A 23,014-nucleotide genomic window follows, 5' to 3' on the forward strand; every position below is an offset into this window, starting at 1 on the left:
AAAAATGGCTGATAAAATAACCTTGGCTTATGGCGGTGGAGGAGAAGAGACAAATAAATTAATCAACGAGCTTTTTTATAAACATTTCAATAATGATATTTTAACAAGTGCAGAAGATGCCGCTGTTGTAAATGCTAATGGAAAAATTGCTTTTACTACGGATTCATTTACGGTAAGTCCGTTGTTTTTTAACGGAGGAAATATTGGTAAACTTGCAATTGCCGGGACTTGCAATGATTTGGCTATGATGGGGGCAAAACCTGAATATATTAGCTGCGGATTTATGATAGAAGAGGGGCTTGATTTTGAAACACTTGAAAAGATTGTAAAAACTATGAGTGAAGAATTAAGTAAAGTCGGTGCTAAAATAGTCTGCGGAGATACAAAAGTTGTACCTGCCGGAAGTGTGGATAAAATATTTATCAATACATCAGGAATTGGACATATTAAAAAAGAAAACATCTCAGCCCATAATTTAAAAAAGGGAGATGTAATACTGGTTAGCCGTGATATAGGTAAACACGGAAGCGTAATTATGGCTCACAGGTATAATGTGGAAACTACAGCACAGAGTGACTGTAAACTTTTGTGGGATGAGGTAAATGCTTTAATAGAAGCCGGAATTGATATAAAAGCTCTTCGTGATGCAACAAGAGGCGGACTTAGTGCGGTTTTGAACGAATGGGCAAATGCAAGTGATGTTGGTATTGAAATAGAGGAAGATAAAGTACCTGTAAGTGATGAGGTAACTGGTCTTTGTGAAATTTTTGGATTTGAGCCTATGGATTTGGCAAATGAGGGAGCATTTATTGTGGCAGTTAGTCAAAATGATGCAAAAAAAGCTGAGGAGTTACTTAAAAAATTTAATTCAAATGCCTCAATTATCGGGACAGTAACTGATGGAAACAGAGTTGTATTGAAATCGCCTTGGGGAAGTAGCAGATATATTGAACTTCCTAAAGGCGAATTATTACCAAGGATATGTTAATGCAGAAAAAAATTGTAGAAATGTTTGATTCCATTGCTCCAAAATATGATATTGCTAATAGAATTTTAAGTCTTGGTATTGATATAAAATGGAGAAAAGAAGCAATTGAAGAAACTGTGAAAGATATTGATAAAAATAATATAAGAATACTAGATGTTGCCTGTGGTACAGGAGATATGATAGGTATTTGGCAAAAAACAATAAAAAACAAAACATTAAAAATATGTGGGCTTGATCCAAGTAAAGGAATGCTTGAAGTTGCAAAAAAAAGATTTCCACAGATTACTTTTTATAATGCATATGCCACTGAAATACCATGTGAAGACAGTTCTTTTGATGTAATTTCTATTTCTTTTGGAATAAGAAATGTTTTAGAAATTGAAAAAGCATTGAATGAATTCAATAGGATTTTAGATAAAAACGGTAGATTATTGATTTTGGAATTTGTAAGGGATAATAAAAATAAAAAACTAAGAAAATGTATCGATTTTTATACAAATAAATTTTTACCAAAAATCGGAGGTATTATTACAAAAAATAAAGAAGCATATGAATATCTGCCAAAATCAATAGAAAATTTTTATACAGTTGAAGAATTAAGTAATTTATTAAAAAAAGCTGGTTTTGAAATTAAAAAAGTAAAATTATTTAATTTTTCACAAGTAGCAATGATAATTGCACAAAAAATATAATTTTTCTTTTTTATTAACTTCTTTCATTTTTTTGTATTTTTTAAGACTTTTAAAAATTCTTCTTTACTTAAAGGTTTATAAAAAATATATCCTTGAATTAAATCACATTTATATTTTTTTAAGAATTCTAGCTGTTCAGGATATTCTACCCCTTCTGCAACTACGTGGAAATTTAAGTTATGAGCCATTGTAATAATAGTTTTAACAATATCCCTAGCTTGAGGTGAAGTAGGTATTTCATCTATAAAAGATTTATCAATTTTGAGCTCATCAAGAGGGAATTTTTGCAGATATTGAAAAGAAGAATAACCTGTTCCAAAATCATCTATTGAAAGATTAAAGCCATTTTCTTTTAAACAATTCATTACGTCAATAAGTTTGTGTATATCAGTAATTGTGGCTTCCTCTGTTATTTCTATGGTTATGAAATTGTCAGCAATATTAAATTTTTTTGCATAATGAGTTATTTCCTCACAGAATCTTTCAGTTGTGAAATGTGTAGGGGATATATTAATAGCAATATTTTTTAAAGTTGATTGTTTTATGATTTCTTCATAGTCATGAATAAATTTAAAAACTTTTTTCATAATTTCTTTTCCAAGATCTATAATTAATCCAGCTTCTTCAGCAATAGGAATAAATTCAGCAGGTGAAAAAAATTCTCCATTATCAGATTTCATTCTAACTAATGCTTCTGCAGAATAAACAGTTCCATCTAAGCCACATTTTGGCTGGAAATGTACAATTAAACTATGATTTTTAATTGCAATTCTTAGTACCTCTTCAATTCTTAATCTTCTATCGGTGCTAATTTGCATTTTTGGATAAAAAAGTTCTATTTGATTAGGACCTTTTAATTTTGCATGGTAAAGTGCATTATCTGCATTTTTTATAATTGTTTCTACACTGCTTTCTTTCCCAAATATCTTAATGCCTATACTTGCACTAATATGATAATTCATATTTTTTATTTTAAAAGGTTTTTGAATTGTTTTTAATATTTTTTGTGCATAATTTAAAGCATTTTGTTTAGCTTTTTCAATATCGTCACCTATATTTTCTAAAATAAACATAAAAACATCGCCGCCTAATCTGCCTATATCTTTTTCATTAGTTTGAAGAGTTAAGAGACGTTTTGCCATATTTTTTAAAATAGCATCTCCAACTTCGTGTCCCAAAGAATCATTTATAAATTTAAAATGGTCAATATTTATAAGAAATAATGCATGATAGTGTTGTTTTGATTTTTCATTTGTTAATAGTTCATTAATGTGTTTTTCAATTGCTTTTCTATTAAGTAGATTTGTCAATGAATCGTGAAGAGTTTGATATTCAACTTTTTGATAATTTTTATGAGCTTCTTCACGCATAAAGTTAATTGCTTTTACTGTATCATCTAATTCATCGGGTGATTTGTTTTTAGGTCTATCTAACACTAAAGGTGGCTGTTTTTTTGTAATATCAATATTATTGAGATAATTTCGTATTTTTACAAGATGTTTTGAAATGAGATTATTAAAAATATAAGTAATGTATATTATCATTATTATTATTAATAACAAAGCTTGAAATACAAGTAGAATTATAGATGATTTTATTTTTTTTATTACGCTTTCTGTTGAGCTTCCGAGTATGATTTTTCCAAGAAAGAATTTTTTTCCATTATGGTTATAATATAAATCAATTGTATTTTTTATATCTATATCTTTGTCATTTCCAAGAGTAATAATATTTTTGCCATTTTCATCAGTAATTTTTACAAATTTTATATCATTATCAACTAAAAATTCATGCGCTTTAATTTTAAGTGCTTTAGTATCAATTCTCCATAATGCTTGTGCGATTATCGATTTATTACTTTTTAGAGTATTTTTAATATCTTTTTTGATTTCAGATATTTTTGTTTGGTATTGTTCATAACTAAGTATTATTGAAAATATTAAAGTAGAAATTATTATTACGCTTATAACATGTAAAATAAATTTATTTGAGAGTTTGCTTTTTGTATTATTTTTTGTCAGTTTCATTTTCGTCTTTTATACATAAATTATTAAGATCAGAAAATCCGTGTTTTTCAATAATTGAGGCAATAGTACCATCCATTTTCATTTGATTGATAACTTTATTGAATTTATCAAGTATATTTATATATTTTGAATTTTTATTTATTAACAATCTAAAAGCGACAGTTTTTATTGGACTGTGATTCATTACGATATTTTTATAACCTTCTGAAAGTTTATTTTTTGAGTGAATTTTTTTATGAATAAAGCATCTTGCTGTATATCCGTTTGCAATATATATATCTGCTCTACCTTTGATTAGCATTTCAAATGCGTTTTCTATATTTGGTACCCATATTATATTACAACCTTTTAAATTTGCTTTTGTCCATCCGGCGCCAAATGCTTCTACGATAGTAAAGGGTTTTAGCTCTTTTATTGATTTTATTGTCATTATTTCTTTAAAATGAGGATTGTTTTTATTGACGAAAATATATTCGCTGCTGAGTAAAATTGGGTCTGAAGCTATTGTAAATTTTAGTCTCTCAGGAGTTATTATGGAAATCATAGCATCTGATATACCATCTTTTACCATTTTTTGCGCTCTTTTCCATGGATAAAGATCAACTTTTAATGGTATATTCATACGATGAAATGCTTCTTTCATAATATCATATAAAATTCCGGCCGGTTTTCCATTTGAATTACGATAAATAAGTGGAGGATAATCTTCATCATCTGTATAATAAAAGGGTTTTGTATTATTTGTAGCATTAGAAAATGAGAACATTAAGATAAGTATTAATAAAAAATATTTAAAAGTTTTCATCTTTTATCCTAAATAATATAAAATTATTATAGCATAAAAAATTGATAAACATCAAAATTTAGTTTATTGATTTTATTTTTGTAAATATTAGAAACATAAAAATTATTATAAATAAATTATAAAGCTTTTTATTTGTGTTTTTATTAAAATATGAAAATTTTTTTTAGTACTTGCAAAATATTGTGATTGAATGAATTTTTTAAATAAATTTTTTTATAAATTATTTTTTTTATAAAAAAGCAAAGTTTCGGTATGGTAAACAATAAATTGTCTGAGATTAAATGATTTTAAAAGAAGTATCTGGTGCGGCGAGGGGGACTCGAACCCCCACGGGCTTATGCCCACAAGACCCTCAATCTTGCGCGTCTACCAGTTCCGCCACCGCCGCAGACGGATTGTAATTATATCAAATTTTTAAAAAATTTTTAATTCTTTTTACTGCGATTTCTAAATCTTTTATATCTTTTGTATAGGCTATTCTAATATAATTATTAAAATCACCGAAATCAATACCTGGAGTTACAGCAACTTTTGCAACTTTTAGTAATCTATTTGCAAAATCAAAAGAATTATTGGAATATTTTGAAATATCACACCAAAGGTAAAATGCACCATCAGGTTTTGCTATATTAAAAATATTTTTTAATTCATTGTATAAAAAATCCCTTCTTTTTTTAAATTCTTTTTTTGTCTTTTCAAGATATTTGTAATCAAATGCACTTAATGCTGCATATTGTGAAATGGTAGGAGCTGAAATTAATATATTTTGAGCAATGATTTCCGCAGTTCTTACTAAATTATCGGGGAGTATTATCCATCCGATTCTAAATCCAGGCATACAGAAATATTTGCTAAAACCGTTTATTACGATTGCGTTTTTGTTAAATTTTAACGCTGTTGTATACTCTTTTTCATAAACTAATCCGTGATATAGCTCGTCACTAATTAAAAGTTTATCATTGTTTTTGCAAAAGTTGCAAATCTGCTTAAGGTTTTCTGAATTAATAACTGTACCTGTCGGGTTGTTTGGACTTGAAATCATTAGAGTGTCAAATTCTGTGCTTTTTAGTTTTTCTAAATTAATTTGATAATCTGGAAATGAAGTAGGGATATTTATAAATTTTTTATTTTCCAGTTCGGCGAAATTTTTATAACAGGGATATCCGGGAGTAGGGGTCGCAATGGTTTTAGTGAAATAAAATGCTATTAAAAAAGCGGTAGATGTTCCGGTTGTAATAATTATATTTTCAGGATTGACGTCAACATTGTAAAAATTTTTATAATGATTTGCGATTTTTTCTCTTAGGTTTTTTAAGCCTTTGCTTTCTGTATAAAAAAATTTGTTTTCTTGGACTGCTTTTAATGCCGTGTTTTTTATTTCAGGGGATGGCAATATATCAGGTTCCCCAATTTCTAAATGAATTACATCTTCATATTTTTGGGCTTCTTTTACAATATCCATTACGATAAACGGTTTCATTTTTCCTCTTTTTTTATATAATTTTATCAAAAAGGAGAGTTTTGGAATACCTGATTTTAGCAAGTATAGGATTTATTGCTGCCCTGACACCAGGACCGGATATTTTTTATGTAATAAAGCAGGGACTTTGCAGCGGTTTAAAAAAAGCCCTAATTGCCGTTTTGGGAATACTGACAGGTAATATAATTTATTTGAGTCTAGTGGCAGTTGGTCTTAGTGGAATTGGTAAAAACATATATTTTCAAATAATTGTGGGAATGTTTGGCAGTGTTTATCTTTTTAAAATTGCTTTTACGATTTTTAAAGAAAAAGTTCATTTAAATTTAGTCTGTAAAGCAAGTAAGGATATTTATAAAGAAGCGCTATTGCTTAATTTATCTAATCCAAAAGCAATGATTTTTTTTGCTGTAATTATCGCTCCTTTTATGAGTAAAAATATTATGTTAAGTTGTGTAAGTCTCTTTCTTGGCATTTGTATAGCTTTTATTTCCGGAGCAGTGGTTAGTTCTAAAATAACGATAAAAGATAATTGGTTAAATATAACAAATAAATTTGCTGCTGTTTTATTTTTCTTTTTTGGAATGAAACTTTTATTATTTGCAATTGAAAATATAGAAAAAATAATATCAAAATAAAAATATTAATATTAATGTAATAAAATAATGTAAAATAATTACAAAGCACTGACTAAATAAAGCAAAACAATTGTAAATTTTAGTGAAAAAAAATATTAAAAAATTTACTTAACCTTTTAGGACTACAGGTATATGATGTGCAAATTTCGCAAATTTATCGTCTTGCGAGCCTAAAAACTGCAATCAGTTTTCGTTTTTTTAACGACTTTTCCATTTGTACTTTTTAGCTTTTCGTAACATTAATTTATACTTTTGTTGAGTATATTTAGTTAATTTCAAAAACTTCATTTAATAATAAAACTGCAAATATTTGCTTTTTTAATTTTTTCGTAATAGCGTTTAAATTTATATTCTTTTTGGTCTACATAATAAGTAATATCAAAATAAAAAGCATGATTATGTGTTTTTTTTATATTTATTCTAAAGGTGCGTGAGGTTCAGCGTATTTCTGTTTGGCATCGACCTGAATAATTGAATATTTTATGTTTATGGTGTCTTCAATAACAACAGCTGTAAGTTTATTGCCATAAACGCAACCTGTATCTATTCCAATACAATGTTTATTTATTTTAGGATTTAAAAATGGATTATGCCCATATACAACAAACCCTTCGTGTCCGTTATATACATCGGCCCAGTATCTGGCATTAGGATTATTATTATCTAAAGGTAAAAATTTATTATTTTCATCAACTTCTCTTAAGAAAAGAAGAAGAGTCATTAAGTTTAACGGAGGATTGTTTAAATAAATCCTGTTTGTGATTCCGGCATGTACAATAGTGAGGTGATTTAGTTTTAAAAAAAAAGGCATTGATTCAATAAATTCAAAATCTTTTTTTTTAAGCTGCGGATAAACCCTTTGCTGGTCTTCATCCAGATGTACTTTTCTGCCCCAGTGTTTTCTTAAATGTTTATATTCATGATTGCCCATTATTGTAAAAATCTTGTTTTTTTTAGCATAACGGAGGGCTTCAACAGGATAGGGGCCTTTATCCAGAATATCGCCTACGCTTATTTCGTAAGCCCCTTTTGGAATTTGTTTTCTAAGTTCTTCCCATTCCTCTAGACATCCATGTACATCCCCGTAAATTACATATTTCATTTTATGTTTGCTATTTCCTTAAGATAATTGCAGGCATCTTTTGAATGGTTGTTGCATGCTTTTTTAAGTAGAGTTATAGCTTTATTCAAATCTTTTTTTACTCCAATACCTTTGTAATAATAATATCCAAGAATAGTACAGCTGTCGTTGTCATTTAAGGCACAACCTTTTGTATAATAATCGATTGCTGCTTTTAAATCTTTTTTTACACCAAGTCCTTTGTTATAAAAATATGCCACCATTCCACACGCATATCCGTCATTTTCATTGCATCTTTTATCAAACATTCTAAAAGCTTTTACATAATGACCCTGTAATGCCTCTTGAAGGGCCGGGTCTTGAGTTTCTCCATGTTTTGCAAACGCAAAAACCGCTATTAAAATTAATAGTATTTTTTTCATTTTTTTCCTTTCATATTATTTTTGTAAAAAGAATGTTTTGGCTTCGACGAAGCCCTTATTATCCTCCTCAGGCTATGCAGCCAAAGCCGTCGTCTTCTTCGAATCCTTCACTGTGGTTGTGTGTTTGTCCTGATAATATACTTTCTTTGAAAGCTATAAGCTCACCATTGTGTTTAATAGTGTAATAAATTTTACTTGTATTTCTAATAGTGTTGATTGTCGAACAATATGTTTCAAGTGAACTTAACACCCATCTTCTAGCAGTCATATTGTCTGCTTTTGATTTAAAGCTGTAGATAAAATGGAATTCGGTAAAAATTCTAGGATAAGTTTCTTTTCTTTTATATTCAACTTCTAAAGTAAAATTTCCCAGGTTATATCCCTTTGCTTTTGAAAGTTCTACAACATCATACGCAGAACAATTTGCAAGACCGGTTATGAACAAGTCTATCGGTGTATATTTTTTAGGATCAATTATAATTATATCTTTTCCGTTTGTGGCTTCATAAATATGGTCATTTATATGTCTAATTTTTATCATTAATCTCCTTTAAAAAATTTTCGAAATACTCAATTTGTTTTTTTACACTTTCAGGTGCGGTACCGCCAAAACTTTTTCTTGAATTCATAGAATTTTCAAGGCTTAAATCCACATCTTTATCAATTCTTGCATCTATACTTTTAAGTTCATCCAGACTTAAATCGCTTAAATCAACCCCCTTGCTTTCAGCCAATGCGACTGCTCTTCCTGTGATATGGTGAGCTTCCCTGAATGGAATACCTTTTTTTACAAGATAATCTGCAAGGTCTGTTGCCGTTAGATGGCCTTTTTTACAGGCTTTATACATATTTTCTTTGTTAATTTTCATTGTTTTTAATGTTTCTTTTAAAATTTCGATTGAAATCAGGGCATTTTTTACACTGTCAAATACTCCTTCTTTGTCTTCCTGGGTGTCTTTGTTGTATGCAAGGGGAAGCCCTTTCATAACAGTCAGAAGGGCTATTAAATTACCATAAGCCCTTCCGGTTTTTCCTCTTATAAGTTCCGGTACATCTGGGTTTTTTTTCTGTGGCATTATTGAACTTCCTGTTGAATATTCGTCGCTTAGAGTAATAAAAGCAAATTCGCTTGTAGACCATAAAACAAGTTCTTCGGAAATTCTGCTTGCGTGCATCATAAGCATAGAGATGTTAAATAAAATTTCAAGTGCAAAATCCCTGTCGCTTACTGTATCGAGGCAGTTTACACTCGGTTCGTCAAATCCAAGAGCTTTTGTGGTTTCGTTTCTGTCAATTGGATGGGGCGTACCAGCTAATGCTGCACATCCGAGAGGGTTTTTGTTGTTTCTTTTATAGCTTTCCATAAATCTTTCATAATCTCTTTTAAACATACTTGCATATGCCAGCATATGATAGGCAAAACTGATGGGCTGGGCATGTTGAAGATGTGTCATTCCCGGCATTATTGTATTAATATTTTCTTTTGCAATATTCACAAAAACTTCAATCAATTCTTTTATTTTTTTAGAAAAATCCAAATTTCTTTTTAATACCCATCTTCTGAAATCCACAGCCACCTGATCGTTTCTGCTTCTTGCAGTATGTAGTTTTTTGCCGGTGTCACCTATTAATTCAATAAGTCTTTTCTCAATTGCCATATGGATATCTTCATCGCTTATGTCCCATTTGAATTCATTGTTTTCTATTTCTTTTTTTATTTTAAGAAGACCTTCTTTTATTTTTTTTGCATCTTCATTTGTAATGATTCCCTGTTTTGCTAGCATTTGGGAATGGGCTATGCTTCCTTCAATATCTTCAATATATAATTCCTTGTCAAAAGGAAGTGATGCATTAAATTCATCCAATATTTTTGCAGCCTGTTTGGAAAATCTACCGCCCCAAAGTTTCATAAGTTTCCTTTTTTTAGTAAAATTATAACAAAAAGGTATGTTATGAAAATTAATTCAAATATCAATGCAATGAATATTTATGCGGAAAAATTTAATAAAAACGCAGATAATATTGCAAAAGGCAATAATTTAACTAAAAATATAATTGAAGAAAATATAAATGCAAAAGCTTTTGAAGTTCAAACAAAACCTATAAATACAGAAAATGAGATGTTTAAAAGTCTGCTTGATATAAAGGCATAAAATGAATCCTGAAGTTATAAAATTAATATTCAGAGCATTTACAATTGAAAGATGGAACGATTTGCCGCGCCCTGTTAAATTTATCGAGCTTGATAAACAGGCACATAAATTTATAATAGCTTATTTAATAAGTTTTTTTGAAAAAAATGTTGATTATTATAAATTAATTAACCTTGGAATTGCAAATCTTTTATATAGGGCGGTTTTAACTGATTTAAAATCCCCTGTTTATCACTTTTTAAGAAAAAAGAGGGGAAAAGAGCTGGATGATTTTGTTATCAATAAATTAAAGGATAAAATTGATGATGAAATGATTGAATATTTAAAAATTTTAAATAATGATAATTCAATAGAAAACAGAATTCATTCTGCTGCAAGTTTTATAGCTACAAAATGGGAATTTGAAATTATTTATAATACAGCGTCTTTTATATACGGGATGAATGAAATAAAAAAAAATATAGAAAATGAACTTGAGGATTTTTATAATCTAGAGGGTGTAAGAATACTTAGTTTAAAAAGAAAAAGTTATGATTTTATATCACTGTGTGGAAATTTAAGATTTCAAAAGAGATGGGCGAATACACCCAGGGTTCCTGAAACAAGTGTACTTGGGCATATGTTGTTTGTGGCAGTTATTACATATCTTTTATCAAAAGAAGCAAAACTTAGAAAAGAAAAGATAATCAATAATTTTTTTACTGCACTTTTTCATGATTTGCCAGAAGCTCTTACAAGGGATATTATAGCTCCCGTAAAACACAAGGTTAAAGGACTTGATGAAATATTAAAACAATATGAGCATATGTTGATAGACGAAAAAATATTGCCGCTTCTGCCTAAAAAAATGCAAAGTATTATGAATATTTATTTAAAAGACGAATTTAAAAATAAAACTTTTAAAAACGGTGATTACGAAATAATTGAAAATATTGAAAAAATAAAAAATATTCCCAACTCAATTGATGGAAGTATGTTAAAAGCAGCTGATCATTTCGGAGCTTATGTTGAAGCTATAATGAGTGTATATTATGGTATTAAATCGGTTGAACTTGAAAGTGCAATAAATGACCTTGAAAAATTATATGAAGATAAGATTATTTACAATATAAATTTGGGAAAATATTTTAATAGAGGATTTTTTAAATGAAGAGATTAATATTGGTAATTTTTTCATCTGCAGTCTTATTAAATGCAACAACCGAATTTTATACATACTCATTAAAACTCAATTACAAAGAGTATGTAAACGGAAATGTTGTTGATAAAGATTATAGTCATATAGGAAATATTTTAGGATTAGGAATCAAATATTCCAATACATATATTTTTAATTATTATTTAAAGGGTGAATATTCTGGCGGAGGTAGTTATTATACCGGGGCAGATTGGAGCGGATATCCTGTAAATTCTAAACAAAATGGTTTTTATTTATTGGATTTGGAAGCAGGTTTTGGCAAATATTTTATTTTTTTTGCAGGATATAGGGAATGGAATAGAGGGAAAAGTAATAATTCCGGAGATTATAATGAAAAATATTATTGGAATTATATAGGATTTAAATATACATATAAATTTAATTTTAATAAATTTTATTTTCTTCCCGAAGCGGGATATACATTGGCAATTGATCCAAAATTAAAAGTCAAATTAGGAAATGAACCAACAATAAATTTGGGAAATACAACAGGAGGCTTTATAGAAGCACCATTTTATTTTAAGTATAACAAAAATATTGAAATTAAAGTTTTCTATAAATATGAATATTGGCATATTAATGCATCAAATGCTTATGAATTGATTTTAAACAATCATCATTACCTTATTTTTGAACCTGAAAGCATTACTGAAAATCAATATTTTGGAATAGGAATTAATTTTAAATTTTAAAAGAAAAAGAAGAAAGTTATTTATAATTTTGAATAGCTTTGTTAATAAGTTCAACTGCTTTTTCTTTTCCCTCAAATCCTGTAACTTTTACCCATTTTCCAGGTTCTAAGTCTTTATATGTTTCGAAGAAATGTTTGATTTGTTCTAATTTAATTTCAGGCAAATCTTCCAATGAATTGATTTTTGCCATTTGAGGGTCAAGTTTTACAGTTGGAACGGCAATAATTTTTTCATCTTTTCCACTTTCATCTTCCATGATTAAAACACCAATTACTCTTGATTTTATAACACATCCAGGTACTACGCTCTCAGAGCTTAATACCAATACATCAATTGGATCTCCGTCGTCTGCTAGAGTGTTTGGGACAAATCCGTAATTTGCAGGGTAAAACTGACTTCCATAAAGAATTCTGTCTAAAAATATTGCACCGCTGTCTTTATCAAGTTCGTATTTTATATTGCTTCCCTGAGGAATTTCAATCACAACGTTAACAGCTTCTTCTGCATTTCCGGGTTTAATTTTTTTAATATCCATTATTGCTCCTTTTTTTGTGTTATTATATCTAAATATTTAATTATATATATTCCGCTTATATAAATAATCCAGTTGATATAAATCCATAAAAATACAAACATTAAGGTGGCAATAGAACCGTAAATTGAAGTATAGGTTTTATTGATTAGTACATAATATATAAATATGTTTTTTGCTATAAAAAATGCTACAGATACCAACAAAGATGAAATAAGGGTTGATTTTGTAGTTTCATTTATTAAAATTATTTTATATGAAAGAAAGAAAGTCATCCAAATGAGCAGAAACGGCAGTATTTTTCCAAATTGTATCCAAGAGGTTAAAGTGGATTTATCAAGAAAAAACTGAAATTTGATTGATAAATACATTGCCACCCCAAAAAGAATTGGAAAAAGTGTAAGCATTGTCCAATAAAGTTTTATTCTCTCCCAAATATTTCTTTTGGGCTGATTAAATATTTTTGAGACTATTTCTTCGAAGTTGTTAAAAAATAAAATCGAAGTGACTATTATATATATTCCTCCGATTATTCCCATTTTTGAAGAATTTGTAAGAAAGTTTTGTAAATAATTTGAAATTATTTCTTTGTTTGATGGAAGAAGATTTGATGAGATAAACCCTTCAAGTTTATCATAAATATCAGCAAAAAAAGGAGATGACGCAATAAAGGATAAAATTATCAACAGAATTGGAACTAATGAAAAGATTGTATAAAAGCTAAGGCCTGCAGCATAAAGAGTTATTTCATTGATTATGTCCTTTTTTATATGTTTTAAATATTTTAAGTTAAAGATTTTTTTTATTATTTCCTTCATTTTATTTACCTTCAAGTAATTCTCTTTTTTCTTCTAATTCTAAATATCTTTCTACTTTTTCATCATAAAGTTTTTTAATTTCTTCAAGTTCGTTTGTAAGAGTCATAAGGCCTTTTTTATTATAACAGTCCGGATTACTTAAACATTCTTCAATTTCAGCAATTGAAGTTTCGAGTTCGTCTATCAATTTTGGAAGTTCTTCAAGTTCCCGCTGTTCTTTATATGAAAGTTTTGTCTGTTTTCTTTTAGGTTTTGGTTTTTCATTTTTTATTTTTTGTTTTTCTGTTTCTAAAAGTTTTAGCTCTTTTTCTATTTCAAGATATTCAGTGTAAGGAATATAACTTTCTTCTACAACTCCGTCACCTTTAAAAATAAACAGTTTTTTTGCTATTTTATCTACAAAATATCTGTCATGGCTTACAAATATAACACTTCCTTCATAATCAATCAGATATTCTTCCAAAATATTTATTGTTGGAATATCAAGGTCGTTTGTGGGTTCGTCTAAAATTAATACATCAAAATCTTTTGTAAAAAGAAGGGCAAGGGCAACCCTTGTCTTTTCACCGCCACTTAAAACGCCTATTTTTTTTGTTAAATATTCAGGAGGAAAAAGAAATTCCCTTAAATATCCGTAAACATGCATACTTCTGCCTCTTACATTTACCCGATCACCACCTTCGGGACAGAAAGTTTCTATTAAATCCTTACTATCATCAAGCATAGATTTTCTCTGGTCCAAATATCCTATTTTTACATTTTCACCGATTTTTATTATTCCGCTATCAGGCTTTTCTTCTCCGATAATCAGTTTTAAAAATGTGGATTTTCCGCTTCCGTTTTTTCCTACAATTGCAATTTTGTCTTTTTGAAGTATTCTTGTAGTGAAATTTTTTATTAAAAGTTTGTTTCCAAGGCTTTTTGTAAGATTTTCAATTTCAAACATAACCTTTTTTTTATTTATTTTTTCATCTTCTTTTGCAAGAAGCTCACGTTTTAACTGCATTTCAATTTGACGGATTTCTCTTTTATCCTCTTTTACCTTTTCTTTTAATTCAAGTACTCTTTTTTTTCTTCCCTCATTTCTTTTAAGCCTTGCCTTAACCCCACGGCTTAGCCACTCTTCTTCTCTTTTAAGAAGTCTCAGTTCATTTTCGAATTCTTTTTCCTTGGCTTTGAGAAGTTCTTCTTTTTGTTTAAGATAATCGGCATATCCGCCTTTAAAACTTCTGAGGCGGCAGTTTTCAAGTTCAATTACCCTTGTGGCAACCCTGTCGATAAAATATCTGTCATGGCTTACTACAATAAATGTATATTTGTCTTTAAGCAAGGTTTCTTCCAAAAATTCTGTCATATATACATCTAAATGGTTGGTGGGCTCATCCAGAAGCAGGACATCAGGCTTTTGAAGAAGAAGTGATGCAAGAGCCACTCTTCTTTGTTCTCCCCCGCTGAGTAAATTAATATCTTTATTTTCATATTTTTTTAAATCAAATTCCTGCATTATTCTTTCAATTCTGTCATCTAAATTCCAGGCGTTGTGGTAATCAAGAAATTTTGAGATTTTGTCCATTTCAGCCTGAATCTGTGAATTTTCAGGATTTTTGGCAAAATCTTCGGTTAATTTTAAATATTTTTTATAAGCTTCTTTAAATTCGGTGAGTTCGTTTTCAATGGCTTCTCTTACGCTAAGTCCTGTGGGAAAAGAGGGAGTCTGTTTTAGTCTTTTTATTTTTATGCCGTTTTTTGTAATGATTTCTCCGCTGTCAGGCTCGATTGTTTTATCAATTATTTTCATAAGAGTGGATTTTCCGCTCCCGTTTTTGCCTATTAATGCGACTCTTTCATTTTCTTCTAAATGAAATTCAACATTGCATAGAATTTTTTGAGCCTCAAATTTTTTACTGACATCAATTAAATCTATTAAAGCCACCTCTTTCCTTTGTTATCTTTTTGTAATTTTACCTTGTTATATTTATATTGCAAAATTAAAAAAGGAGAAAAAATGAAGTTTGATTTTTTGGTTATTATTGCAACTATACTTTTAATTTCCGCTTCAGTGTTTGTAGCTACTCTTTAAATATTCTATATCTTTTTTTATCTGATGTTTTAATTCTATTAAAGTATTAAATTTTTTGTTTTCCCTTAAAAAATCGATAAATTCAATTTCCATTAATTTTCCATTATTCATTATCCATTTTTCATTATCAATTATATGTGTTTCAATAGAAAAATTATTATCGGTCGAACGGATACCAATAAAGGTTAATGATAATAAATTATTTGTTTTTGTTATATAAACTCCCTCTTTTGGAATTATATATGGCTTAAAAAGTTCTATATTTATAGTAGGGACAAGTTTTTTATTACCGAGTCCTTGACCTTTTATCTGAGTGCCTTTTATTTTATAATTTCTTCCTAAAAATCTGTTTGCTTTTTTTATATCCTCTTTTATAAATTTTCTTATTATGTGGGAATGTACCCCGATTCCATCAATTTTTATCTCTTTAATAATTTCAACTTCGAAAAAATTTTTAAGTATATTTATATCACCGCTTCTGTTTTTTCCAAATCTGAAATCCTCCCCTAAAACAAGTTTTTTAACATTCATTTTTTTTAAAATTTCTATAAATTCAACAGGAGTCAGATTTTTAATATTTTCAAGTAAAAAATACTCGCATCCTAAATTTGTATAATAACATCTGTCAAATCCGGGAGTGATAGAACTTCCTTTTTCTATAATAATAAAAATATCCGCTCTTTTTAACAATTCCTGATGTGCTGTATGCATTCCGTCAAACCCGCCTATTGCTGCTGTTTTCATATTTGCCTTTTTTTAATTTTGTTATAATTTTATAAACATTAAATACTGTTTTAAAGAGGATTTTATGAAAAAATTATATCTTATATTTTTTATTTTAATAAATCTTTATGCACATGATGAAAATTTATTAAAAACTTTAAATGAGGTTAATGAAATTGCTTTTCAGACAAAATTAAATATTGATAAGACACCGTCAAATGTAACAGTGTTAAAAAGAGATTTTATTCAAAAAACCGGTGCTGAAACATTGTTTGAATTATTAAAATATATTCCAGGTATTCAAACTTCCATAAGCAGTTCTGGCAAAAAAGAACTGATTGTTAGAGGAAATAAATCAATTTACAGAGATAAAATAAAATTTTTAATAAACGGAATAAGTGTAACAAACAATCTTTATTCTAATCAGTTTTATTATTACGATTTTCCTACCTCATTAATTAAAAGAGTGGAAATAACATTAACTCCTGATGCTGTAACATATGGAGACAATGCATTTTTAGGAGTTATTAATATAATTACTTTAGACAATTTGAATGATAATCAATTTACTTTTTATCAAAATAATAAAAATCAAACTTTGTTTTCTGTATTTCAAAAATTAAATAATTTAACATTGGATGCATATTGTTTTTATTCCGATCCGCATATTCAACCAGTAAAAACATTTTTAACTGAAATTAATACATATAATACTGTTTTGTATAGGGAAAATTCTCCTAATGAAAATGAAAAAAATTTAGGACTTGGAATTGAATATAAAAAAGAAAATTCTACATTACAGTACAGAATAAATTACTCTAGAAAAGGCAACTATTTTGGAATAGTGAATTTACCGCCCATAAAAGATGATAAATATGTAATAACAATTTATCAGTATTTAAATTATAATTATTCAGTATATTTAAACGATTTTTGGAAAAACAGTGTAAATATCGGTATTAAAAATTATAAATGGGATGGTGAATATAGACTGTTTCCTTATGATTTCAATGAAACTATAGATAATAATCCTGATAATGATATTATATTTGGTGCAGTGTTACATGAGTATGAAATTTATTTAAACAATACACTGACTTTTATAAATGAAAGTCATATAACAAATTTTTTGTTTAGTATTAAATATGCAAGACCTTATAATTATTACATTAATGAAATTTATGGAAACAATTTTGTTTTAAAAAAAAATATTAAAAGAAAAATTTATGAATTTGGAATTGAGGATTTATATTTTTTAAATGATAAATTTTCATTAATTTACGGAGGTAGGTATTCTCATTATAATCATTTTGGAAGTAACTTTTCTTATAAAATTGGTGGCGTTTACAATTTAAATGACCTAACAACATTTAAACTGCTTTTTAATACAGCATTCAGGGCACCTTCATGGGTAGAATTGTATAGTAAAAGCATAGTCAGTTTTAACGGAAATACAGATTTAAATCCAGAAAAAATAAAAATGGCTGAATTTATTTACGACCAAAAATTAAATAAAAACAATAAATTTAAATTTGCTTTTTATTTCGGAAAAGAATATGATTATATTGATAGGGCTTTTTCTCAAACTAAAGGGAAAGAAATTTATAAAAATTTAGGGAATCTTTTGATTAGGGGATTTGAAATAAATTATAAAAAATTATTTAAAAAAGGGTTGTTTGGCTTATCTTATTCATATAATAATAATAAGGCATTGTTTTCTAATATGGTTATACCAGGTATAGATGAATTTAAGTGTTTGGGTATAAGAAAAAATATTTTTAATACATTTCTTAATTATAAAATTAATAAAAATTTTGATTTTTTTGTTTCTAGCTTTTATGGAAGTAAAATAAAAAAAATTTATTATGATTATGTGAATGATCTTTTTACAATAAATGCTAATATTTCTTTTAATAAAAATAAATTTATTTTTAAAATAGGTGTTGACAATATTACTAATCATAAAAATTTTGATTATTCTCTCCCAAACGATTCAATATATGGAAGATATGCTTTTTCACAAGAAAATACTGTGATACCGGAACTTGGAAGAAAAATTTATTTTAATTTTATAAAGAAATGGTAATGAAAAAAGTATTTTTATTTTTTATTTTTATTTTTTTATATGCAAACAGCAATTTTGAAAATAATATTGATAATGAAGTACTGTTAATAGAAGCAAAACTTTATCCTAAAATTTTATATTTAGTTAATGAAAATGAAAAAAAAGATAATATAAAAGTAGCAATTTTAATAAATAAAAATACAAAAAAAATAGGTAAAAAATTAAAAAAATTAATAAATGATAAAAAAATTAAAGTTGATTTAATAAATAAAATAAATTTAAAATATGATGCATATATTTTTACTACAAAAAAGATAAATAATAAGGATTTAAAATTGTTATTGATTAATAAAAAGGTAATTTTTACAGTTTTTCCAAACAGAATAGAAAATGCAATGTTTAGTATATATATTGGCCCTAAAATATATCCGTATATAAATCCAAAATTATTAAATAAGGCTGAGGTGAAATTTAATCCAATATTATTGAAGGTAGGAAAAATTTATGAAAAATAAATTTTCTTTATTAAATATTATAAATTTTTTCTCAATAACTTTATTAATTGTTTTTATAAGTTACGTTTTTATTGATTTTAAAGTTATTTTTAAATCTTTAGAAGATATACAAAAAGCTAAAATTGAAGAATATTTGAAAGCAAAAAGTAGTATTATAGCTCCTCTGATTAAATATGGATTTAACGGTTTGACTAAGGAAGAATTAAAAAAATTGGATGAGAATATAAAATATATAAAAATAAAAACAAGTACTTTTACGTATGAAAAAGGACTGAAAAAAAATTTAAAAATAATAAAACTGCCGTTATATTACAGTAATGAAAAATTAGGGGAAATTGAAATTGGATATAATGACAGTGGATTGTTAAAAAAATTTTCAAACAAATATTTTCAAAAAGTAACCATTTATTTAATTTTTGTTTTAGTTTTATTTTTTGTTGTTTATATCTTTTTAAGAAATAAGTTGTCGAATTTAAACAGACTAGCCCAAAAAATAGAAAAAATAAATTATAGAAAAATAAAACAAATAGAATTATTGGACAATTATTATGAGATTAAAAATATTACAAAATCTATAAATCATTTATTAAATCAAATTAATAATTTTTATTTACATCAAAAAACACTTATTAAAAAATTATTTCTTTTTAAGAAACAGTTAGAAACTGCTCAAAAAATAGCTAAAATGTTTACTTGGGAATATAACTGCGAAAATGATGAATTTTTAGCACAAAATTTTCATATGAAAAAGAAATTAGGATTTAAAAATTTTGATGAATTTTTAAATTCATTAAATAATAAAGAAAGATTCTTTCATGAAGTTAAAAAAGCTTGTAAAGAAAATAATGAATTTGAAATATTATTAAAGGTAGAAAATAAAGAATTTTATTTTAGAGTACAAGGAAAAACAAATTTAAAACAAAATAAAAAAAATGTTATTGGTGTTTTCATTGATATAACAGATGAAATAAAGAAACAAGAACAAATAAAATATTTGGCATATCACGATCCTTTAACAGGGTTAATCAACAGAATGTATTTAAAAGAACAATTGGAATTATTACTTAATATTACAAAAAGAAACAACAAAAAACTTGCACTCGTTTTTATTGATTTAGATAATTTTAAATTTATTAACGATACATTCGGTCATGATATAGGGGATTCGCTTTTAGTTGAAGTTTCTAAAAAATTACAAAATTCCATTAGGAGGAGTGATCTTATTTCAAGAATCGGCGGAGATGAATTTATTTTGGTTTTAAATAATATTAAAAATAAAAGTGATGTTGAAGAAATTATGAAAAAAATAAAAAATGGACTTCAAACACCAATTTATATATTAAATCACAAATTGGAAACTACATTCAGTGCGGGTATTTCAATATTCCCAGATGATGCTGATGATACAGAAGATTTACTTAAATTTGCGGATATTGCAATGTATGAATCTAAAAAGCAGGGGAAAAACAGATACATTTTTATTAATGAAGAATTAAAAAAAGAGATAAAAAAATATTATTTGTTAGTAGATGAATTAAAAAACGCATTAAAAAAAGATCATGAACTTATTTTATATTTTCAGCCAAAAATCGATATAAATTCAAAAAAAGTAAGCGGTGTTGAGGCATTAATAAGATGGCAGCATCCACAAAGGGGATTTTTAACTCCAAATTATTTTATAGATATAGCAGAAAAGGCGAATTTAGTAAGTTTGATTGATGATTATGTTTTAGAAAAAGGTATTAAAACATTAAAGAAATGGCAAAATGATAATTATTTAAATAATTTAACTTTAGCGATAAATATTTCTGCTAATAAATTCAATGAAAATAATTTTATAGAACAGCTTAAGTATTTAATTAATCAATATAAAATAAATCCTGAAAAATTACAGATAGAAATTACAGAAACACTTTGTATGCAGAATGTATACCATACCATAAAAATGTTAAATGAAATAAAATCTATGGGAATAAAAATAGCCCTTGATGATTTTGGAACAGGATACTCATCATTAAATTACCTTAAAAAAATTCCTTTTGATGTTTTAAAAATAGATCAAACATTTGTAAAAGATCTGTTAGAGGATAAAGACGATTTAACAATTACTAAAATGATAGTGGAAATAAGTAAAATTTTAAATAAAATAAATGTTGCCGAAGGTGTCGAAAATGAAAATATTCTTAATCTTTTGTCAGATTTGGGAGTTTCAATAATTCAGGGATATTATTTTTCAAAACCGGTTTCAGAAGAAGAGTTGAAAAAATATATAATTAGTTTTGATTATAAAAATTATATATAGTTGAAGCATCTTTTTTATTTAATACTTTTTCTAATTCTTCTAAACCAGCTTTTTTGATATTTTCAAAACTTCCAAAATAATTTAAAAGTTTTGTCATTTTGGCTTTTCCTATTCCTTTAATTTTTAATAGTTCAATCTCGGTGTCTTTTTTTCTTTTTGTCTTTCTGTGAAATTCTATTGCAAAACGATGGGCTTCATCTCTTAATTTTTGTAAAAACATAAGTCTTTTATCATTAACGCTTAGTTCCATTTTTTTAATTTCCCATTCTCCATTCTCCATTCTCCAATGAAAATAAATCTTATCTTTTGCTCCGCCTTTTGCCCTGTGGGCTTTTGCATCTATTTTTTCTTTTGCAATTCCCAAAATATCTACATTGGCTCCAGTTGAATCTATTATCTCTTTTGCTATATTTATTTGAGCAGGTCCTCCGTCAATCAGCCAAAGTTCAGGCGGAGAAGTTTTTTCAAAACTTTTTGCCCGTCTTGTTAATAACTCTCTCATTTGGGAATATTCATCTTTTCCCTCCAAGTGGTAATGACGGTATTCATCTTTTTTAAATTTACCCTCCCATACGATCATAGCGCCTACCGTTGCCTCTCCTTGCATATGGGATGTGTCAAAAACTTCTATTTTGTATGGAATGTTTTGAAGATTAAAGAGTTTTTTAATTTCAAGAAGTATATTTTCTTCTTTTTGATTTTTCATAATTTCGTTTGCGTTTATTTTGGCAAGATTTATTAAATTTTTCCTCTCTTTTGTGGTAGGGGTAATAATTGAAATTTTTTTATTAAATTTTTCACTGAGAAAATCAGCTACTTCCTTTCTCTCTTCAAAATCTTCACCTACTAAAATTTTTGATGAGGTAAAAGGAGTTTCAGTGTTATAAAATTCTAAAATTGCTCTTTTATAAGTTTCGTCTTTATCTATTTGCGTTTGTGATTTTATAATATTATGAGTGCTTGAAACCACTTTTCCGGCTCTTACAAATATCCTTATTACGATTCCTTTGTTCCTGAAACTCTCAACTACAAAAATATCCAAATCTTCCAGTTTTGCCAAATCCACATTTGAATAAATTTCCGCACTTTCTATGGATTTTATTCTATCCCTTATTTTGGCCGCTTCTTCAAACTGAAGATTTTCGGCAAATTTTTTCATTTTTTTATAAAGGATATTTAAAATTTTTTCTTTGTTTAAAATAAGTTCTATTGCTTCATCTATATATTTTTTATATTCTTTTGGGGTGATTTTCCCAACGCAGGGGGCTAAACATTTTCCTATCTGATGATAAAGACATGCTTTTTTACCTTTCAGGCAGGTTTTAGACTGGACTAGCGGAATTTCTTCATAAATAGTTTTTAATATGGCAGAGGCACCGCTGCTGAATGGTCCGAAATATTTTATGTTTTTACCTTTAATTACTTTTCTTGTTATTTCAGGTCTTGGAAAAGCTTCGTCTAAATCTATGTAAATATAAGGATATGTTTTGTCATCTCTTAACAGTATGTTATATTTTGGTTTTAATTGTTTGATTAGTGAATTTTCAAGTATTAAAGCATCGTTTTCACTTTCAACTACTATATAGTTAAGTTTTTTGGCTTCAGTTATCATTTTATAAATTCTGGGAGAGAGATTGTCGGCAGGTCTGAATGGATTGAATCTGAAATAGCTTTTTACCCTTTTTCTGAGACTTTTTGCTTTTCCTATATATAAAAGTTTTCCGTTTTCATCAAAATACTGATAAACGCCGGGACTATCTGGAAGTTTTTTTATAATCTCTTGCAATGTTCTCCTTTTTGTTAAAA

General features: G+C 27.3%; 21 protein-coding genes and 1 tRNA gene. 9 read left to right on the forward strand and 13 right to left on the reverse strand.

Annotated features, from left to right (window positions below):
• Positions 1–4 precede the first annotated feature (4 nt).
• Positions 5–988, forward strand: coding sequence for a hydrogenase expression/formation protein HypE (gene hypE, locus LNAT_RS04285; protein ID WP_096258676.1), 984 nt, complete (start codon positions 5–7; stop codon positions 986–988).
• A complete protein-coding gene (gene ubiE / locus LNAT_RS04290) occupies positions 982–1,680 on the forward strand; it encodes a bifunctional demethylmenaquinone methyltransferase/2-methoxy-6-polyprenyl-1,4-benzoquinol methylase UbiE (protein WP_096258677.1) in 699 nt (232 codons plus the stop codon). Before hypE ends, ubiE begins: the two co-directional genes overlap by 7 nt.
• 23 nt (positions 1,681–1,703) lie before the next feature.
• Here ubiE and LNAT_RS04295 read toward each other — a convergent pair whose 3' ends face one another.
• The 4 genes from LNAT_RS04295 to LNAT_RS04310 all read right to left on the reverse strand — a co-directional run bounded on the left by LNAT_RS04295 (position 1,704) and on the right by LNAT_RS04310 (position 5,992).
• A complete protein-coding gene (locus tag LNAT_RS04295; RefSeq protein WP_096258679.1) occupies positions 1,704–3,707 on the reverse strand; it encodes a putative bifunctional diguanylate cyclase/phosphodiesterase in 2,004 nt (667 codons plus the stop codon).
• Positions 3,688–4,512: a substrate-binding periplasmic protein gene (locus tag LNAT_RS04300; RefSeq protein ID WP_096258680.1), complete on the reverse strand. Its 825-nt coding sequence runs from the start codon at positions 4,510–4,512 to the stop codon at positions 3,688–3,690. Before LNAT_RS04300 ends, LNAT_RS04295 begins: the two co-directional genes overlap by 20 nt.
• Before the next feature lie 301 nt (positions 4,513–4,813).
• Positions 4,814–4,900, reverse strand: a tRNA-Leu gene (locus tag LNAT_RS04305).
• 18 nt (positions 4,901–4,918) lie between these two features.
• Positions 4,919–5,992, reverse strand: coding sequence for a pyridoxal phosphate-dependent aminotransferase (locus LNAT_RS04310; RefSeq protein ID WP_096258682.1), 1,074 nt, complete (start codon positions 5,990–5,992; stop codon positions 4,919–4,921).
• 41 nt (positions 5,993–6,033) lie between these two features.
• Between LNAT_RS04310 and LNAT_RS04315 the strand changes: the two genes are divergently transcribed.
• The gene (locus tag LNAT_RS04315; RefSeq protein ID WP_096258684.1) at positions 6,034–6,627 is read left to right on the forward strand and encodes a LysE family translocator; all 594 of its coding nucleotides are present in this window, start codon (positions 6,034–6,036) and stop codon (positions 6,625–6,627) included.
• A gap of 415 nt (positions 6,628–7,042) precedes the next feature.
• Here LNAT_RS04315 and LNAT_RS04320 read toward each other — a convergent pair whose 3' ends face one another.
• The 4 genes from LNAT_RS04320 to argH form a co-directional block, all read right to left on the reverse strand.
• On the reverse strand, positions 7,043–7,729 hold the full coding sequence (locus LNAT_RS04320; RefSeq protein WP_096258685.1) for a metallophosphoesterase: 687 nt from the start codon (positions 7,727–7,729) through the stop codon (positions 7,043–7,045).
• Positions 7,726–8,130: a tetratricopeptide repeat protein gene (locus LNAT_RS04325; protein WP_096258686.1), complete on the reverse strand. Its 405-nt coding sequence runs from the start codon at positions 8,128–8,130 to the stop codon at positions 7,726–7,728. Before LNAT_RS04325 ends, LNAT_RS04320 begins: the two co-directional genes overlap by 4 nt.
• Before the next feature lie 67 nt (positions 8,131–8,197).
• Positions 8,198–8,671 (reverse strand): OsmC family protein, encoded by a 474-nt coding sequence (locus LNAT_RS04330; RefSeq protein ID WP_096258687.1) that lies wholly within the window; start codon positions 8,669–8,671, stop codon positions 8,198–8,200.
• Positions 8,658–10,040, reverse strand: coding sequence for an argininosuccinate lyase (gene argH, locus LNAT_RS04335; RefSeq protein ID WP_096258688.1), 1,383 nt, complete (start codon positions 10,038–10,040; stop codon positions 8,658–8,660). Before argH ends, LNAT_RS04330 begins: the two co-directional genes overlap by 14 nt.
• A gap of 42 nt (positions 10,041–10,082) precedes the next feature.
• On the opposite strand from argH, the gene LNAT_RS04340 reads away from it, so the two are divergent.
• The 3 genes from LNAT_RS04340 to LNAT_RS04350 are packed head-to-tail and all read left to right on the forward strand — an operon-like array spanning position 10,083 to position 12,173.
• Positions 10,083–10,283, forward strand: coding sequence for a hypothetical protein (locus LNAT_RS04340; RefSeq protein ID WP_096258690.1), 201 nt, complete (start codon positions 10,083–10,085; stop codon positions 10,281–10,283).
• Between the two features lies 1 nt (position 10,284).
• Positions 10,285–11,433, forward strand: a complete 1,149-nt coding sequence (locus LNAT_RS04345) for an HD domain-containing protein (protein WP_096258691.1) — start codon at positions 10,285–10,287, stop codon at positions 11,431–11,433.
• Positions 11,430–12,173, forward strand: a complete 744-nt coding sequence (locus LNAT_RS04350) for a hypothetical protein (protein WP_096258693.1) — start codon at positions 11,430–11,432, stop codon at positions 12,171–12,173. The genes LNAT_RS04345 and LNAT_RS04350 overlap by 4 nt, the downstream gene beginning before the upstream one ends.
• Positions 12,174–12,189: 16 nt before the next feature.
• Here LNAT_RS04350 and ppa read toward each other — a convergent pair whose 3' ends face one another.
• The 4 genes from ppa to LNAT_RS04370 all read right to left on the reverse strand — a co-directional run bounded on the left by ppa (position 12,190) and on the right by LNAT_RS04370 (position 16,347).
• Positions 12,190–12,708: an inorganic diphosphatase gene (ppa, locus tag LNAT_RS04355; RefSeq protein ID WP_096258695.1), complete on the reverse strand. Its 519-nt coding sequence runs from the start codon at positions 12,706–12,708 to the stop codon at positions 12,190–12,192.
• Positions 12,708–13,523 carry a YihY family inner membrane protein gene (locus tag LNAT_RS04360; protein ID WP_238593993.1) on the reverse strand — a complete coding sequence of 272 codons (816 nt, stop codon included), beginning with the start codon at positions 13,521–13,523 and terminating at the stop codon, positions 12,708–12,710. Before LNAT_RS04360 ends, ppa begins: the two co-directional genes overlap by 1 nt.
• Before the next feature lies 1 nt (position 13,524).
• Entirely contained in the window at positions 13,525–15,456 is a 1,932-nt protein-coding gene (abc-f, locus tag LNAT_RS04365; RefSeq protein WP_096258698.1) for a ribosomal protection-like ABC-F family protein, read from the reverse strand.
• Between the two features lie 123 nt (positions 15,457–15,579).
• The gene (locus tag LNAT_RS04370; protein ID WP_096258699.1) at positions 15,580–16,347 is read right to left on the reverse strand and encodes a bifunctional riboflavin kinase/FAD synthetase; all 768 of its coding nucleotides are present in this window, start codon (positions 16,345–16,347) and stop codon (positions 15,580–15,582) included.
• A 64-nt stretch (positions 16,348–16,411) separates the two neighbouring features.
• Between LNAT_RS04370 and LNAT_RS04375 the strand changes: the two genes are divergently transcribed.
• Genes LNAT_RS04375 through LNAT_RS04385 form a run of 3 tightly spaced genes read left to right on the forward strand, consistent with a single transcriptional unit; the run spans position 16,412 to position 21,208 of the window.
• On the forward strand, positions 16,412–18,412 hold the full coding sequence (locus LNAT_RS04375; protein WP_096258700.1) for a TonB-dependent receptor plug domain-containing protein: 2,001 nt from the start codon (positions 16,412–16,414) through the stop codon (positions 18,410–18,412).
• Positions 18,412–18,906, forward strand: coding sequence for a hypothetical protein (locus tag LNAT_RS04380; RefSeq protein WP_096258701.1), 495 nt, complete (start codon positions 18,412–18,414; stop codon positions 18,904–18,906). Before LNAT_RS04375 ends, LNAT_RS04380 begins: the two co-directional genes overlap by 1 nt.
• On the forward strand, positions 18,896–21,208 hold the full coding sequence (locus LNAT_RS04385; protein WP_096258703.1) for an EAL domain-containing protein: 2,313 nt from the start codon (positions 18,896–18,898) through the stop codon (positions 21,206–21,208). The genes LNAT_RS04380 and LNAT_RS04385 overlap by 11 nt, the downstream gene beginning before the upstream one ends.
• On the opposite strand, the gene uvrC is transcribed toward LNAT_RS04385, so the two are convergent.
• The gene (gene uvrC, locus LNAT_RS04390) at positions 21,180–22,994 is read right to left on the reverse strand and encodes an excinuclease ABC subunit UvrC (protein ID WP_096258705.1); all 1,815 of its coding nucleotides are present in this window, start codon (positions 22,992–22,994) and stop codon (positions 21,180–21,182) included. The genes LNAT_RS04385 and uvrC overlap by 29 nt on opposite strands.
• Positions 22,995–23,014 lie beyond the last annotated feature (20 nt).

The sequence above is a fragment of the Lebetimonas natsushimae genome, assembly GCF_002335445.1.
Taxonomy (GTDB): domain Bacteria; phylum Campylobacterota; class Campylobacteria; order Campylobacterales; family Nautiliaceae; genus Lebetimonas; species Lebetimonas natsushimae.

What these genes read in the sequence shown, in the direction of transcription:
- hypE (WP_096258676.1), top strand. Translation starts at nt 5, where the DNA reads ATGGCTGATAAAATAACCTTGGCTTATGGCGGTGGAGGAGAAGAGACA.
- ubiE (WP_096258677.1), top strand. Translation starts at nt 982, where the DNA reads ATGTTAATGCAGAAAAAAATTGTAGAAATGTTTGATTCCATTGCTCCA.
- LNAT_RS04295 (WP_096258679.1), bottom strand. Translation starts at nt 3,707, where the DNA reads ATGAAACTGACAAAAAATAATACAAAAAGCAAACTCTCAAATAAATTT.
- LNAT_RS04300 (WP_096258680.1), bottom strand. Translation starts at nt 4,512, where the DNA reads ATGAAAACTTTTAAATATTTTTTATTAATACTTATCTTAATGTTCTCA.
- LNAT_RS04310 (WP_096258682.1), bottom strand. Translation starts at nt 5,992, where the DNA reads ATGAAACCGTTTATCGTAATGGATATTGTAAAAGAAGCCCAAAAATAT.
- LNAT_RS04320 (WP_096258685.1), bottom strand. Translation starts at nt 7,729, where the DNA reads ATGAAATATGTAATTTACGGGGATGTACATGGATGTCTAGAGGAATGG.
- LNAT_RS04325 (WP_096258686.1), bottom strand. Translation starts at nt 8,130, where the DNA reads ATGAAAAAAATACTATTAATTTTAATAGCGGTTTTTGCGTTTGCAAAA.
- LNAT_RS04330 (WP_096258687.1), bottom strand. Translation starts at nt 8,671, where the DNA reads ATGATAAAAATTAGACATATAAATGACCATATTTATGAAGCCACAAAC.
- argH (WP_096258688.1), bottom strand. Translation starts at nt 10,040, where the DNA reads ATGAAACTTTGGGGCGGTAGATTTTCCAAACAGGCTGCAAAAATATTG.
- LNAT_RS04340 (WP_096258690.1), top strand. Translation starts at nt 10,083, where the DNA reads ATGAAAATTAATTCAAATATCAATGCAATGAATATTTATGCGGAAAAA.
- LNAT_RS04345 (WP_096258691.1), top strand. Translation starts at nt 10,285, where the DNA reads ATGAATCCTGAAGTTATAAAATTAATATTCAGAGCATTTACAATTGAA.
- LNAT_RS04350 (WP_096258693.1), top strand. Translation starts at nt 11,430, where the DNA reads ATGAAGAGATTAATATTGGTAATTTTTTCATCTGCAGTCTTATTAAAT.
- ppa (WP_096258695.1), bottom strand. Translation starts at nt 12,708, where the DNA reads ATGGATATTAAAAAAATTAAACCCGGAAATGCAGAAGAAGCTGTTAAC.
- LNAT_RS04360 (WP_238593993.1), bottom strand. Translation starts at nt 13,523, where the DNA reads ATGAAGGAAATAATAAAAAAAATCTTTAACTTAAAATATTTAAAACAT.
- LNAT_RS04370 (WP_096258699.1), bottom strand. Translation starts at nt 16,347, where the DNA reads ATGAAAACAGCAGCAATAGGCGGGTTTGACGGAATGCATACAGCACAT.
- LNAT_RS04375 (WP_096258700.1), top strand. Translation starts at nt 16,412, where the DNA reads ATGAAAAAATTATATCTTATATTTTTTATTTTAATAAATCTTTATGCA.
- LNAT_RS04380 (WP_096258701.1), top strand. Translation starts at nt 18,412, where the DNA reads ATGAAAAAAGTATTTTTATTTTTTATTTTTATTTTTTTATATGCAAAC.
- LNAT_RS04385 (WP_096258703.1), top strand. Translation starts at nt 18,896, where the DNA reads ATGAAAAATAAATTTTCTTTATTAAATATTATAAATTTTTTCTCAATA.